This is a genomic window from Streptomyces sp. MB09-02B, assembly GCF_033794485.1.
In the GTDB taxonomy this organism is placed as follows: domain Bacteria; phylum Actinomycetota; class Actinomycetes; order Streptomycetales; family Streptomycetaceae; genus Streptomyces.
This window is the reverse complement of record NZ_JARGEE010000251.1, coordinates 1-13,290: the sequence shown is the minus strand read 5'-3', so window position 1 is coordinate 13,290 and position 13,290 is coordinate 1. Positions and strand designations below refer to the sequence as shown.

The following is a 13,290-nucleotide window of genomic DNA, read 5'->3' as shown; positions in this document are numbered from 1 at the left end:
CCTGCACCCGCGCCCTCGCTCTCGTGCGACCCGCAGCCGCCCCCGGCGTGCGATCCGCACCCCGCGCTCTCCCCGGACCCGCAGCCCCCACCGGCGGTCACGGTCGCCCGGTGCTCCGGGAGCGTCACCTGCTCGGCGCCCTCCACCTCGAACCCGGCGTCCGCGATCATCTCCAGGTCGGCCTTGCCCGCCTGACCCTCGCTGGTGAGGTAGTCGCCGAGGAAGATGGAGTTGGCCAGGTGCAGGGCGAGCGGCTGCATCGTGCGCAGATGGACCTCGCGGCCGCCCGCGATCCGCACCTCGACGTCCGGGCAGACGAACCGCACCATCGCCAGGATCCGCAGACAGCGCTGCGGGGTCAGGTTCCACTCCTTGGCGAGTGGGGTGCCCTCGAACGGGATCAGGAAGTTCACCGGCACGGAGTCCGGGTCCAGTTCGCGCAGCGAGAAGACCACGTCGACCAGGTCCTCGTCACTCTCGCCCATGCCGGCGATCAGACCCGAGCAGGCCGAAAGACCCGCCGCGTGTGCCTTCTGCACCGTGTCCACCCGGTCGGCGTACGTGTGGGTCGTCGTGATCTCGCCGTACGTCGCCTCGGACGTGTTCAGGTTGTGGTTGTAGGCGTCCGCGCCCGCCTCGCGCAGCCGCTCCGCCTGGCCGTCGGAGAGCAGACCCAGGCAGGCGCACACCTCGACGCCCTCGTTCTGGTCCTTGATCGCCTTGATGGTGTCGGAGACCCGGTCGACGTCCCGGTCGGTCGGGCCGCGCCCGGACGCCACCAGACAGACCCGCTTGGCGCCCCCGGCGAGCCCGGCCGCGGCGGCCTCGGAGGCCTCGTCGGGCTTGAGCCAGGTGTACTTGAGGATGCCGGCGGTCGAGCCGAGCCGCTGGGAGCAGTAGGAGCAGTCCTCGGGGCAGAGGCCGGACTTGAGGTTGACCAGATAGTTCAGTTTCACCCGGCGCCCGAACCAGTGCCGGCGCACCTTCCCGGCCGCGGCCACCACGTCCAACAGCTCGTCGTCGGAGGTGCCGAGGACGGCGAGCGCCTCGGCACGGCTCAGCGGCTCGCGCCGGAGCCCCTTGTCCACCAGCGTGTTCAGCAGGTCCATGAGAGCCGATCCTGTCCTACGGGACCGCTCCCGGCCAAGGATGGTTCGGACAACAGAGTGGGATCGACGTGTGGGTATTGCCACATCGTGGGCGGCTGGTCCGGCCGTTAGTGTCTGTGCACTGCCTACAAAAGCCCTCGCCGTGCCGTCCACGACGGCGCGGCGCCGCGGGCTGCCCACACCACCCCGGAGGACCCATGGCGTTCGGCTGGATCGACGAGCAGGCCTCGGCGCGCCGCCGGGCCGGGCTGGTACGGACCCTGCGCCCCCGGCCCGCCGACTCGCCGCTCCTCGACCTCGCGAGCAACGACTACCTGGGTCTGGCCCGGCACCCCGAGATCACCGAGGGCGCCGCCGAGGCCGCGCGCCGCTGGGGCGGCGGCGCCACCGGCTCCCGACTCGTCACCGGCACCACCGAACTCCACGCCGAACTGGAGCGGGAACTCGCCGACTTCTGCGGCTTCGAGGCCGCCCTCGTCTTCTCCTCCGGCTACGCGGCCAACCTGGCCGCCGTCACCGTGCTCGCCCCGCACGGCTCCCTGATCGTCTCGGACGCGGGCAACCACGCCTCCCTCATCGACGGCTGCCGGCTGGCCCGGGGCACCACCCAGGTCGTGGCCCACGCCGACCCGGAGGCGGTCCGCAAGGCGCTCGCCACGGGCGGCGGGCTGCCTGCCGTGGCCGTCTCCGACACGGTGTTCTCCGTGGACGGCGACGCCGCCCCGCTCGTTTCCCTCGCCGCCGCCTGCCGTGAGTTCGGCGCCGGGCTCGTGGTGGACGACGCGCACGGGCTCGGGGTCCTCGGCGACGGCGGCCGGGGCGCGGCGCACGCGTCCGGCCTCGCGGGCGCCCCCGACGTGGTCGTGACGGTCACGCTGTCGAAGTCGCTGGGCAGTCAGGGCGGTGCCGTACTCGGCCCCGCGAAGGTCATCGACCATCTGGTCAACGCGGCCCGGACGTTCATCTTCGACACGGGCCTCGCCCCCGCGGCGACGGGCGCGGCGCTCGCCGCGCTCCGGCTGCTGCGCCGTGAGCCCGAGCGCGCCGCACGGGCCCGCGAGGTGGCGCGCGAACTCCACACACGGCTGACGGCGTCGGGCCATGAAGCGGTGCGGCCCGACGCCGCCGTGGTGTCCGTACGCGCGCCGTCGCCGGATCAGGCGGTGCGCTGGGCGGCGGACTGCCGTGCGGCGGGTCTCGCCGTCGGCTGTTTCCGCCCACCGTCCGTGCCGGACGGCGTGTCCCGGCTGCGGCTGACCGCACGCGCGGATCTCACGCGGGGGCAGATCGACCGAGCCGTGGGAATCATCGGCGATACGCGACCGTGAGTCGGCGTCAGGGCCGGGCGTCGCCGTAAGCGGAAGTACGAACGCTGTCGGTGACGGTCACCGAAGCGTGGTGATGAATCCCTCCCAGGCGTCGGGGTCGAACAGCAGGGCGGGCCCCGCCGTGTTCTTCGAATCGCGTACGGCCACCAGGCCGGCCCAGCGGCCGGACGCGGGACGGGCCGTCTCCACGCAGTTGTTCATTCCCGTGCTGCGACTGCTGCGCAGCCATCGCACTCCGCGTAGTGCGGTACTGGTGGGTACGTTCCGAGGCAGTGCGGACATGGTGCCTCCTTACGCGCCGGCGGCTAGCCCGGCGATGTAATCCAACGAGTCCTCGGGCGAAAGGGCGTGGATCTGAAGGGCGTTGAAGGCCTCGACATACGCCTTGAGGTCTTCTTTCCGCTCGAGGTAGAGGCTACTCGTCAAGTGGTCGAGAACAACCACGTCCAGATCGGATGTGCTCCTGAATGAGAAAATTACGAAAGGACCCGTGAGGCCGATGTGCGCCCCGGCAGTGAACGGCAGCACCTGCAGTCGCACCTGAGGAAGGCGGGCCGCCTCGACGAGCCGGCCCAGCTGCCGGGCCATGATCTCGGGACCGCCCACCTCACGTCGGAGAACACCCTCGTCGAGCACGGCACTCAGCTTCAGCGGCGGGTTCCCGCGCAGGACCTCCTGCCGCGCGAGCCGCACTTCCACGAGTGCGTCGATTTTGTCGTCTTCCAGCCCCTCCACCGCGGCCCGGGTCACCGCCCGCGCGTACTCGGGAATCTGCAGCAGGCCCGGCACCACCGACGTCTCCAGCGTCCGCATCCCCCCGGCCTGCGACTCCAGACTGATGAAATCCCGGTACGTCGGCGGCAGTACGCCCCGGTAGGCGTGCCACCAGTTGTGCCGCCCGCCGCCGTCCTCGGAGCCCGCGAGCGCCAGGAGCAGCTCCCGTAACTCGGTGTCGGCGACCCCGTACGCGTCCAGCAGCTTGCGTACGTCCGCGGGCTTCACCCCGCTCGCGCCCGTCTCGATCCGGCTCACCTTGGACTGGTGCCAGCCCACCCGATGGGCCGCCTCGATACTGGTGAGCGCGGAACGGGTGCGCAGGACACGCAACTCGGCACCGAGCTTGCGGCGGCGCACCGCCGGACCGTACTGCATGGGATTCTCCTTCCGCCCGGCGCGCGAGGTCGGGGGTGACGACAGAGGATGGACGAAGACGCCACCCAAATACGGTCGGCCGTCGGATAGTTCACCGGTTCGAGCGACAGATATATGCACATCTTGGTGGATCGCCACCCGTGACAGCCCAGGTAGTGGCAGTCTGGCGCGAAGCACCAGTCCGGGACCGTAGTCGAACCATCCGCTCCCTGTCGGACATCCGGTCCCGTGGGAAAGGGACGCCTCGCCATGGCAGATCACCTGGAAGCATCCGTCACTCTGCCGAGCGATCCCGCCTCGGTGTCCACGGCCCGGAACTACGTCGCCGGCGTGCTCGCCGAATGGGGCCTGCCGGGTGACACCGACATCGCGGACACCGTGCGCCTGATCGTGTCCGAGCTCGCCACCAACGCCGTCCAGCACACCCTCGGTCAGTCGCCCACCTTCACGGTGGACATCGCCCTCGACCGGGACGAGCACCTGCGCATCGGCGTCACCGACAGCCATCCACGCTTTCCGAAACGGCTGCCGGCCGCCGTCCAGCAGGACAACGGCCGGGGCATGGTCATCATCCGCTGGCTGACCGCCGAGTGCGGGGGCAGGCTCAGCGTCAGACCCACCCGGGAGGGCGGCAAGACGGTGGCGATCGAACTGCCGTGGACCGTCCCGGTGCGGCCGTTCAGCGCGGGCGGTCCGCAGGAACCCTGACGGGGCCCTCGTCCGGCGCCGGGCGTGCCGACGGGTCGTCGCGGTCGGAGAAGCGGACCACCAGTTTCGGGAGCGCGGCCCACAGGAGCAGGCAGACGAGGAAGGTGCCGGCCCCGGCGGCCATCCCCGCCTTCCGGCCGAGCGTCACGTCCACGACGAGCATGACGGAACCGGTGAAGGCCGGCATCAGCACGATCAGGCCCGCGGTGGCCAGCCGGGACGACACCTGGACGATGAGGGGCTTGGCGTTCTGCTGGAAGAGCGAGCGGTGCAGGGCGGCCGGGGCGGTGAAGAGCGTCGCCGCGAGGACCGCGAGCAGCAGGGTGACGACGTAGGTGGCGCGCTGGAAGGAGTCCAGGTCCGGGAAGCGCGGGGTGAAGGCCAACGTCAACAGGAACGCGAAGAGGATCTGCACCCCGGTCTGGGTAACGCGCAACTCCTGGAGCAGTTCGGAGAAATTGCGGTCGGCGCGTTCGAGAGGGGTCTCGTTGCGTGCGGGGCGGGTGCGTTCGTCGGCCATGGTCGAACGGGTATCCAAAACCGCCGGTCGCACGCGCGGGGGCGGCGGAGCTCTCCGCCGCCCCCGGCGGTGGGTCAGCGGACCCGGCCGTACCAGACGTTCTTCGTCCACAGCTTCTGCAGCCGGACGACGTCACCCGTCTTCGGCGAGTGCCAGATCTTTCCCTTCCCCGCGTAGATACCGACGTGGTACACGTTCGAGCCCGAGTGGAAGAAGACGAGGTCTCCGAGCTTGCGGCTGCTCGCGGAGATGTGCTTCGTCTTGTTGTACTGCTGCTGAGCAGTACGGGGCAGCTTCTTGCCCGCCTTCTTGAACGAGTAGAGCGTCAGCCCTGAGCAGTCGAACCTGCTCGGGCCCACGGCGCCGTACTTGTAAGGGGAGCCCTTCTTGGAAGCCGCGACCTTGAGTGCCTTCGACGCCACCGTGGCGGCCTCGGCGCCGGATGCGGCGCCCGGGACCACGATGCTGCCGCTGACAGCGGCGATGGTCAGAGCCGAGGCCGTGCCGGCCCGGGTCAACAGCGACGGGACACGATTCAGCGCAGTCATGCGCAACCCTTCGTCAGCCGCCTGTGAAGGATGACCTGTCGGATTCGGGCTGGCGAAGTTGCCCGGCCGCTGACGCGGCTTCACCCCAAGGGCTGCTCGGCGCGGTCATGGTTCGACCGTTCCGGCGACCCGTCGTGCTTGGGTCCTCCACTCCTGCCGATGCACTTCTGTCGACCGGTCATCCGGGCGGCGGCAGGACTCGGCGTCCACCCGGATCGCCCCGCCGCTGTGGCGGGGGCTTGTCGTCAGGAAGGGATCTTGACGCACTCAAGTCCGAAAATCCCAACGGAACCGGGGATTTGTGGTCTTACTCACCACTCGCCCGTTCGGGTGGACAGGCCACTTTCGGCTGTTGTGTCCAGGCGGTCGAGGAGGTCCGCACCAGCACCGGAATGACATGTTCCGCCCCGGTGCCAGGCATGTTGCGCAACTTCACAGGTCCTCACGACGTATGGGCCGATGGGTCGATCGTGGTAGGCCGTCCGGACGGCGCGAAACCTGGACCGGACGCTCCGTCAGTAGTACGGCGAGCGACCCGGGATCGGTTCAGGCGCGTTCAGGCGGGTGAGTCCTCCGGCTCCGGCGGTAGCGCGACCCGGCCCGCCCGTCGCTCGCCGTCCAGGACCCGCAGGGCTCGCGCGAGCGTCGGGGCGTGCACCTCGTGCTCCCCGCGCCTGTGCATCAGTTCGAGCGCGTCGAGCAGGGCGGTCGCCTTGGTGACGAGAGCCTGCGCCGCGCGCAACCCGCGGTACGTGTCGCCCGGACGGGCCGGATTGATCCGGCCGAGCAGGTCGACCACGTCCAGGTAACGGTCGATCAGCTCGGCCTCGGCGCGCGTGAGCGCGGGCAACGGCGGCAGTTCGGGCGGCAGCATCGGCGGCTCACCTCGCGCCGGGGAGCGTACGCGAGGTCCGGTGGCTCGGGATCACCCGATCGGCCAGGCCGTACTCCACCGCCGCCTCCGCGTCGAGGAACGTGTCCCGCTCGATGTCGGCGCTGATCCGCTCGGGGCTCCGGCCCGTGTGCCGGGCGAGCATCTCCTCCAGCCTCCGGCGGTTGCGCGTCAACTCCGCGGCCTGGATCGCCAGATCACTGGCCTGCCCCTCGATCCGGTGGGCCACCGCCGGCTGGTGGATCAGCACGCGAGCCCCCGGCAGCACGAACCGCTTGCCCGGCGTGCCCGCCGCGAGCAGCACCGCGGCGGCCGAGCCCGCCTGCCCCAGGCAGACGGTCTCCACGTCGCAGGTGACGAAGCGGATCGTGTCGTAGAGGGCCGTCATCGCGCTGAACGAGCCGCCGGGCGAGTTGATGTACAGCGAGATGTCGCGGTCCGGCGACTGGTGCTCAAGGTGCATGAACTGCGCCATCACGTCGTTCGCCGACGTGTCGTCGATCTGCGTCCCGAGGAACACGATCCGTTCTTCCAGCAACTTCGCATACGGATCCATCGTTCGGTGACCCGCACTGGTGCGCTCGGTGAACTCGGGCAGCGCATGACGGGCCGACGGTCCGTTCGCGGGTATGCGGTTGGCGGGCATGCGGTTCGCAGGCATGGGACGCGCCTCCTCTGATCGACTTCTGTAAGAAATGTACAGGACGTACTCAGGGGGGATGAGGGGATCGGCCGAAAGCGAAAATTCCCGCGGAGCCCGGCTCGCCCGGAACGGGATCTTCCGCTCGGGGCGGTGCGAGGCGCCCGGTCTAAGCTGGACTGCATGGCCTACGAGATTCCGGTGACGCAAGCCAGGGCTGAGCTCGCCGATCTGATCAACCGCGTGGTCTACGGCGGCGAGCGCGTCGTCGTGACGCGGCACGGCAAACCCCTCGTCGCCCTGGTCTCCGCGGCCGACCTGGAGCAACTCGAAGCCCTCCAGGAGCCGGCCGACGAGCCGGTGATCAGCGCCGTCTCCCGAGTCCGCGAGGTCGCACCGACGGCGCGGGAGCAGCAGCGCTTCGGTATCGCGGCCGAGCATCGGGGGCCTGGGGCGTCCTAGGGCTCCTTGGACTCCTTGGACTTCTTGGACTCCTTGTGCGAGTGGTGGGGGTGCCCGCTAGGCCGTGTCATCGCGCGCGACGAACCCGGCGACGTCGGCGAACCTCCCCGGGATACTGATCGCTCATGGATGAGGTCGAAGTCGTCGTCGCCCATTCCGAGCGCGCGACCCTGCGCGTGGGTGACGTGTTCCTGAAGGTGGACGCCGATCAGGCGCGTATCGACGCCGAGGTCGAGGTGATGTCCCGCGCGCCGGTCCCGACCCCGGAGGTCCTGTGGCGCAAGCCGCACGTGCTGGCGATCGCCGCACTGCCGGGGACGACGCTCGGACGCCTCGGCGGGCCGTCGGTCGGGGCGCCGGCGGGGTGGGCCGCGGCGGGCGCCGCCATCCGGAAACTGCACGACGCGCCGTTGCCGCCCCGGCCGGGACGGGCCGGCCGGGACATCGTCGCGCTGGCGGCGGAACTCGACGACGAGTGCGCATGGCTCGTGGCGAACGGCGTCCTGCCCGCCGACCTGGTCGCCCGCAATCGCAGGGTCGCCGAGGCCGCGCTGCGGCCTTGGACCCCGGCGTTCACGCACGGCGACCTGCAGATCGCGCACGTCTTCGTCGACGGCGACGAGGTCACGGGCATCATCGACTGGTCCGAGGCGGGCCGGGGCGATGCCCTGTACGACCTGGCCACCTTCACGCTCGGCCATGAGGAGCACCTCGACGACGTCATCGCCGGGTACGACGCCGGCACTGGCACCGGCGCTGGCAGCGGCATCGACGTCGACATCGAGGTGATCCACGCGTGGTGGTCGTTGCGAAGTCTGCTGATCGTCCGCTGGCTCATCGAGCACGGCTTCGACCCCTTCGCGCCGGGCTGTGAGGTCGACGTCCTGAGATCCCGGATGTGAGGGCCGGGCGGGCCCGGTCTCCCGCGTGTACGGCGAAAAAGCCGCCGAAAGACCGTGCGCCCCCGTCCGCTACAGCGGGGGCGCACGGCCGGTCCGGCATCGAGCAGCAGTCACCGGGTGAGTCCGTGAGTCCGTGAGTAGTTCGTGACTAGTCAGTGAGCCGGGGTCGGGGTCGGGCTCGCGACCGGGGTCGGCTCCGTGGTCGACGGTCCGGTGGGCCGGATGCGGCGCTTGCGCAGGTCGCCCAGGAGGATCGCCGTCAGACCGAAGGTGGCCCACGCGGTCAGCACCAGGGCCGGGGCCAGGGCGCCGGCGCCGTCGAAGAAGGACACCGACCTGAGGAGCGACGCCCCCGCGCCCGGCGGGAGAAGCTGACCGAGGGCGCCCGCCGGCTCGGGGAGCATCTCGGGCGCCGAGACGGCGCCCGCGAACGGGTTGCCGAGGAACACGATCAGCAGGGCGCCCAGACCGATGCCCGCCTTGCCCAGCAGCGCCGCGAATCCGGCCACGGTGGCGCCGACGGCCAGGGTCGCCAGGCTCAGCACGCCGGCCTCGGCCCACCAGTGACCGCCGAGCGCACCGAGCCAGCTGTCGGCGAGGGTGGCGGCCACGGCCCCGACCAGCACGGCGGCTCCGACCAGCGCGCCGACCGCACGACCCCGACGCAGCCCGAGCAGGGTGACCAGGACGCCGGAGGCGGTACCGGCCAGGGCCAGCGGCAGCACGCTCGAACCGAAGGCCGAGCCCCGCGGGTCGTTCGCCGGTGTCGCCACCACATCGGTGGTCGCCACCTGGACGCCTTCCTCGGCGGCCTGTTGTGTCACGGCCTGCTGCAGCAACTGGGCGACCATCGGGCTCGCGGCCGAAGCGGTGAGCAGCTTGGGCCCGGCCTGGGAGACGACCACCGCGCCGTATACGGTCCGGTCCTCGATCGCGTCCCGCGCGGCCGCCTCGTCGGCGTAGCGGTGGATCTCGAACGCGCCGTCCCGCTGCTCCAGCTGTCGCTCGACCTGGGCGACGGCGGTCGCCGGTCCCGCCACGCCGAGCGGCAGGTCGCGGGGCGCGGTGCGGGCGTTGGGCCAGGCGAAGGCCCACAGGGCGAGCGCCGCGACGAGTGGGATCAGGATGATGATCGCGACCATACGGCGGCCGGGGGGTACTGAGTGGCTCGGGGTCGCCGTGCCGGTGGGTGCGGCGGACGGGGCGGACATGTGGGTCTCCTAAAAAGAAGGATCGTTCGTTTTTCTTGAGCTCACCATGCTCCCGAGGGGTCGCGCTTGTCAAGAAGGAACGTTCGTTTTACGTTTGGCGGCATGCCCCGCGTATCCCAGGAGCGCCTCGACGCCCGCCGCCGCCAGATCCTCGACGCCGCCTCCCGCTGCTTCGCCCGCAACGGCTTCCACGCCACGTCCATGCAGGACGTGCTGAAGGAGGCCGACCTCTCCGCAGGGGCGGTCTACCGGTACTTCAGCGGCAAGGAGGAACTGATCGCCGCGATCGTCGGCTCGGTCCTCGCCGAGGTGCGTGAGGCGTTCGAGGAGGCCGTTCTGGAGAGTCCGCCTCCGCCGCCGGACGTGCTGATCGGCACGGTGCTGCGCCGGATCCTGCACCGGCAGCCCACGCTGGGCGAGGCGGGGGAGTCCCTCTATCCGAGGCTGATGATCCAGGTCTGGGCCGAGACCCTGCGCAATCCCGAGCTGCACGCCATCCTGGAGGGCGGGTTCGCCGAGGTCCGCAAGCCATGGATCAAGATCGTCGAGGCGTACCAGGACGCCGGCATGATGCGGGCCGACATCCCCGCGCTCAGCGTCGCGCGGACGATGGTGGCGCTCGCCCAGGGGGTCGTCGCCCAGTACGCGCTCTTCGGGGACGTACCGATCCAGGGGGTCGAGCTGGGCGTGCAGGCGCTGATGAGCATGGGCGACCCGAGGACCCGGGACTGACCGGGGCGAGGCGTTAACGTCGCCGAAACGCCACCCAATTAGCCTGCGGCCACGCCACCAGCGATTTTGCCCGGTGGCGAGGCAACCGGATCCCGCACGGTCCGGAGCGAGGATGTGAGGTGGACGCCGTGCAACTGACCCCGCACGAGCAGGAGAGGCTGCTGATCCATGTGGCGGCCGACGTGGCGGAGAAGCGCCGGGCCCGCGGCCTGAAGCTGAACCACCCCGAGGCCGTCGCGCTCATCACCGCGCACCTCCTCGAAGGCGCGCGGGACGGCCGTACGGTGGCCGAACTCATGGCGTCCGGGCGGCAGTTGCTCACCCGGGACGACGTCATGGAGGGCATCCCCGAGATGATCCACGACGTCCAGGTCGAGGCGACCTTCCCGGACGGCACCAAGCTCGTCACCGTCCACGACCCGATCGTCTGAGGGGGCGGCCGTGATTCCCGGAGAGATCCTCTTCGCCGCCGACCCGATCGTCTACAACGAGGGCCGTGACGTCACCCGGCTCACCGTCCTCAACGCCGCCGACCGCCCCGTCCAGGTCGGCTCCCACTACCACTTCGCCGAGGCCAACCCCGGCCTGGAGTTCGACCGCGCCGCCGCCCGCGGCAAGCGGCTGAACGTCGCCGCCGGCACCGCCGTGCGCTTCGAGCCCGGGATCCCCGTCGACGTCGAACTCGTCCCGCTCACCGGCGCCCGTGTCGTGCCCGGCCTGCGCGGGGAGACCGGAGGTGCCCTCGATGCCTGAGATCTCGCGTGCCGCGTACGCCGACCTGTTCGGCCCCACCACCGGTGACCGCATCCGGCTCGCTGACACCGATCTGCTCGTCGAGATCGAGGAGGACCGCTCCGGCGGGCCCGGACTCGCCGGTGACGAGGCCGTGTTCGGCGGCGGCAAGGTCATCCGCGAATCCATGGGCCAGGCCCGCGCTACGCGCGCAGAAGGCACCCCGGACACGGTCATCACCGGTGCGGTGATCATCGACCACTGGGGCATCGTCAAGGCCGACATCGGCATCCGCGACGGCCGGATCACCGGCATCGGCAAGGCCGGCAACCCCGACACCATGGACGGGATCCACCCCGACCTGGTCATCGGCCCCGAGACGGAGATCATCGCGGGCAACGGGCGGATCGTCACCGCCGGCGCCATCGACGCCCACGTCCACTTCATCTGCCCGCAGATCGCCGACGAGGCCCTGTCGTCCGGGGTCACGACCCTGGTCGGCGGTGGTACGGGACCGGCGGAGGGCTCGAAGGCCACGACCGTCACGCCCGGCCCGTGGCACCTCGCCCGGATGCTGGAGGCGATGGAGCAGTACCCGCTCAACATCGGCTTCCTCGGCAAGGGCAACACGGTCTCGCACGAGGCGATGCTGTCCCAGATCCGCGGGGGCGCCCTCGGACTCAAGCTGCACGAGGACTGGGGTTCGACCCCGGCCGTCATCGACGCCTCGCTGACCGTCGCAGAACAGACCGGCATTCAGGTCGCCATCCACACGGACACCCTCAACGAGGCCGGTTTCGTCGGGGACACGCTCGCCGCGATCGCCGGACGCGGCATCCACGCCTACCACACCGAGGGCGCGGGCGGCGGGCACGCGCCCGACATCATGACCGTGGTCTCCCAGCCGCACGTCCTGCCCAGCTCCACCAACCCGACCCGGCCCTACACCGTCAACACCGCCGAGGAACACCTCGACATGCTGATGGTCTGCCACCACCTGAACGCGGCCGTACCCGAGGACCTCGCGTTCGCCGAGTCCCGGATCCGGCCGTCGACCATCGGCGCTGAGGACATCCTGCACGACCTGGGCGCGATCTCGATCATCTCCTCCGACGCGCAGGCCATGGGCCGGGTCGGCGAAGTCATCCTGCGGACCTGGCAGACCGCGCACGTGATGAAGCGGCGGCGCGGCGCGCTCCCCGGTGACGGGAGTGCGGACAACCGACGGGTACGTCGCTATGTCGCCAAGTACACGATCAACCCGGCACTCGCGCAGGGACTCGCCAAGGAGATCGGCTCCGTGGAGAGCGGGAAGCTGGCCGACCTGGTCCTCTGGGAGCCCGCGTTCTTCGGCGTCAAGCCGCAGCTCGTGATCAAGGGCGGGCAGATCGCGTACGCGCAGATGGGCGACGCCAACGCCTCCATCCCCACGCCGCAGCCGATCCTCCCGCGTCCCATGTACGGGGCGATCGGGCGGGCCCCCGCCGCGAACTCGTTCAACTTCGTGGCGCCGCTCGCCATCGAGGACGGGCTGCCGGAGAGGCTCGCGCTGGGGAAGCGGTTCGTCGCCATCGAGTCGACCCGGGGGGTCACCAAGGCCGACATGCGGGAGAACGACGCGCGGCCCGAGGTGCGCGTCGACCCCGACAGTTTCGCCGTGCACATCGACGGGGAGCTGGTCGAGGCCACGCCGGCCGCCGAACTGCCCATGGCCCAGCGTTACTTCCTCTTCTGATGGCTGGGTTCGTGATGGCTGGGTTCGTGAGGGCTGGGTTCGTGATGGTCAGGTCCGTGGTGGCTGGGGTCCGTGATGTCTAGGGCGGCTCTTCTCGTCCTGGCCGACGGCCGCTTTCCCGCCGGGGGGCACGCGCACTCCGGTGGGGCCGAGGCGGCCGTCAAGGCGGGGCTGATCACCGGGGCGGAGGGGCTGGAGGCGTTCTGCCGGGGGCGTCTGCACACCGCCGGGCTGGTGTCGGCGTCTCTCGCGGCCGCCGCCGCGCTGGGTGCCGACCCGGTCGAGCTGGACGTGGCCGCCGATGCCCGTACGCCGTCGCTGGCGCTGCGGGTCGCCTCGCGGAAGCTGGGGCGGCAGTTGATGCGGGCGGCGCGGGCCACGTGGCCGTCCGGGGAGCTGGACGAGGTGGCGCGGGTGTTCCCCAAGGGGGCGCATCAGCCGGTCGTGCTCGGGGTGGCGGCCCGTGCCGCCGGGCTGGGGGCGGACGATGCCGCGTACTGCGCCGTGTACGAGTGTGTGAGTGGGGCGGCGAGTGCGACGGTGCGGCTGTTGAGTCTCGATCCGTTCGAGGCGACGGGGGTGTTGGCGCGGTTGACTCCTGAGATGGACGGGGTGGTGG

17 protein-coding genes and 1 riboswitch are annotated in these 13,290 nt (G+C 70.8%); of the genes, 9 read left to right on the top strand and 8 right to left on the bottom strand.

Annotated features, from left to right (window positions below):
• Positions 1 to 1,109, bottom strand: a 1,109-nt coding sequence (gene bioB, locus P1P70_RS29005; protein WP_319242868.1) for a biotin synthase BioB, incomplete at its 3' end; no start/stop codon positions are given.
• A 197-nt stretch (positions 1,110 to 1,306) separates the two neighbouring features.
• On the opposite strand from bioB, the gene P1P70_RS29000 reads away from it, so the two are divergent.
• Positions 1,307 to 2,437 carry an 8-amino-7-oxononanoate synthase gene (locus P1P70_RS29000; RefSeq protein ID WP_319242866.1) on the top strand — a complete coding sequence of 377 codons (1,131 nt, stop codon included), beginning with the start codon at positions 1,307 to 1,309 and terminating at the stop codon, positions 2,435 to 2,437.
• A 57-nt stretch (positions 2,438 to 2,494) separates the two neighbouring features.
• Here P1P70_RS29000 and P1P70_RS28995 read toward each other — a convergent pair whose 3' ends face one another.
• Positions 2,495 to 2,719: a DUF397 domain-containing protein gene (locus P1P70_RS28995; RefSeq protein ID WP_319242864.1), complete on the bottom strand. Its 225-nt coding sequence runs from the start codon at positions 2,717 to 2,719 to the stop codon at positions 2,495 to 2,497.
• Between the two features lie 9 nt (positions 2,720 to 2,728).
• Positions 2,729 to 3,589, bottom strand: coding sequence for a helix-turn-helix transcriptional regulator (locus tag P1P70_RS28990; protein WP_319242862.1), 861 nt, complete (start codon positions 3,587 to 3,589; stop codon positions 2,729 to 2,731).
• A 249-nt stretch (positions 3,590 to 3,838) separates the two neighbouring features.
• Between P1P70_RS28990 and P1P70_RS28985 the strand changes: the two genes are divergently transcribed.
• A complete protein-coding gene (locus P1P70_RS28985) occupies positions 3,839 to 4,297 on the top strand; it encodes an ATP-binding protein (protein ID WP_319242860.1) in 459 nt (152 codons plus the stop codon).
• On the opposite strand, the gene P1P70_RS28980 is transcribed toward P1P70_RS28985, so the two are convergent.
• From P1P70_RS28980 to P1P70_RS28965, 4 genes are all read right to left on the bottom strand, one after another.
• The gene (locus P1P70_RS28980; protein ID WP_319242858.1) at positions 4,269 to 4,817 is read right to left on the bottom strand and encodes a DUF6328 family protein; all 549 of its coding nucleotides are present in this window, start codon (positions 4,815 to 4,817) and stop codon (positions 4,269 to 4,271) included. The two genes, P1P70_RS28985 and P1P70_RS28980, sit on opposite strands and share 29 nt — an antisense overlap.
• A 74-nt stretch (positions 4,818 to 4,891) precedes the next feature.
• Complete coding sequence (locus tag P1P70_RS28975) at positions 4,892 to 5,365, bottom strand: C40 family peptidase (protein WP_045562372.1); 474 nt, start codon at positions 5,363 to 5,365, stop codon at positions 4,892 to 4,894.
• 3 nt (positions 5,366 to 5,368) lie between these two features.
• A riboswitch (cyclic di-AMP (ydaO/yuaA leader) is annotated at positions 5,369 to 5,548 on the bottom strand.
• 373 nt (positions 5,549 to 5,921) lie between these two features.
• Complete coding sequence (locus P1P70_RS28970) at positions 5,922 to 6,239, bottom strand: hypothetical protein (protein ID WP_319242855.1); 318 nt, start codon at positions 6,237 to 6,239, stop codon at positions 5,922 to 5,924.
• A 7-nt stretch (positions 6,240 to 6,246) separates the two neighbouring features.
• Positions 6,247 to 6,918 (bottom strand): ATP-dependent Clp protease proteolytic subunit, encoded by a 672-nt coding sequence (locus tag P1P70_RS28965; protein WP_319242853.1) that lies wholly within the window; start codon positions 6,916 to 6,918, stop codon positions 6,247 to 6,249.
• Between the two features lie 162 nt (positions 6,919 to 7,080).
• On the opposite strand from P1P70_RS28965, the gene P1P70_RS28960 reads away from it, so the two are divergent.
• The gene (locus P1P70_RS28960) at positions 7,081 to 7,359 is read left to right on the top strand and encodes a type II toxin-antitoxin system Phd/YefM family antitoxin (protein ID WP_215451285.1); all 279 of its coding nucleotides are present in this window, start codon (positions 7,081 to 7,083) and stop codon (positions 7,357 to 7,359) included.
• A 125-nt stretch (positions 7,360 to 7,484) separates the two neighbouring features.
• Positions 7,485 to 8,261 carry a phosphotransferase family protein gene (locus tag P1P70_RS28955; RefSeq protein ID WP_319242850.1) on the top strand — a complete coding sequence of 259 codons (777 nt, stop codon included), beginning with the start codon at positions 7,485 to 7,487 and terminating at the stop codon, positions 8,259 to 8,261.
• Between the two features lie 152 nt (positions 8,262 to 8,413).
• Here the strand turns inward: P1P70_RS28955 and P1P70_RS28950 are convergent, their stop codons facing one another.
• The gene (locus P1P70_RS28950) at positions 8,414 to 9,472 is read right to left on the bottom strand and encodes an ABC transporter permease (RefSeq protein ID WP_319242848.1); all 1,059 of its coding nucleotides are present in this window, start codon (positions 9,470 to 9,472) and stop codon (positions 8,414 to 8,416) included.
• A gap of 102 nt (positions 9,473 to 9,574) precedes the next feature.
• Between P1P70_RS28950 and P1P70_RS28945 the strand changes: the two genes are divergently transcribed.
• From P1P70_RS28945 to P1P70_RS28925, 5 genes are all read left to right on the top strand, one after another.
• Positions 9,575 to 10,204: a TetR/AcrR family transcriptional regulator gene (locus P1P70_RS28945; protein ID WP_319242846.1), complete on the top strand. Its 630-nt coding sequence runs from the start codon at positions 9,575 to 9,577 to the stop codon at positions 10,202 to 10,204.
• Between the two features lie 128 nt (positions 10,205 to 10,332).
• On the top strand, positions 10,333 to 10,635 hold the full coding sequence (locus tag P1P70_RS28940; protein WP_045562427.1) for an urease subunit gamma: 303 nt from the start codon (positions 10,333 to 10,335) through the stop codon (positions 10,633 to 10,635).
• Between the two features lie 10 nt (positions 10,636 to 10,645).
• A complete protein-coding gene (locus tag P1P70_RS28935; RefSeq protein WP_217214065.1) occupies positions 10,646 to 10,957 on the top strand; it encodes an urease subunit beta in 312 nt (103 codons plus the stop codon).
• Entirely contained in the window at positions 10,950 to 12,671 is a 1,722-nt protein-coding gene (locus P1P70_RS28930) for an urease subunit alpha (RefSeq protein ID WP_319242842.1), read from the top strand. Before P1P70_RS28935 ends, P1P70_RS28930 begins: the two co-directional genes overlap by 8 nt.
• Positions 12,672 to 12,746: 75 nt before the next feature.
• On the top strand, positions 12,747 to 13,290 hold a 544-nt coding region (locus tag P1P70_RS28925; RefSeq protein WP_319242840.1), incomplete at its 3' end, for an urease accessory protein UreF.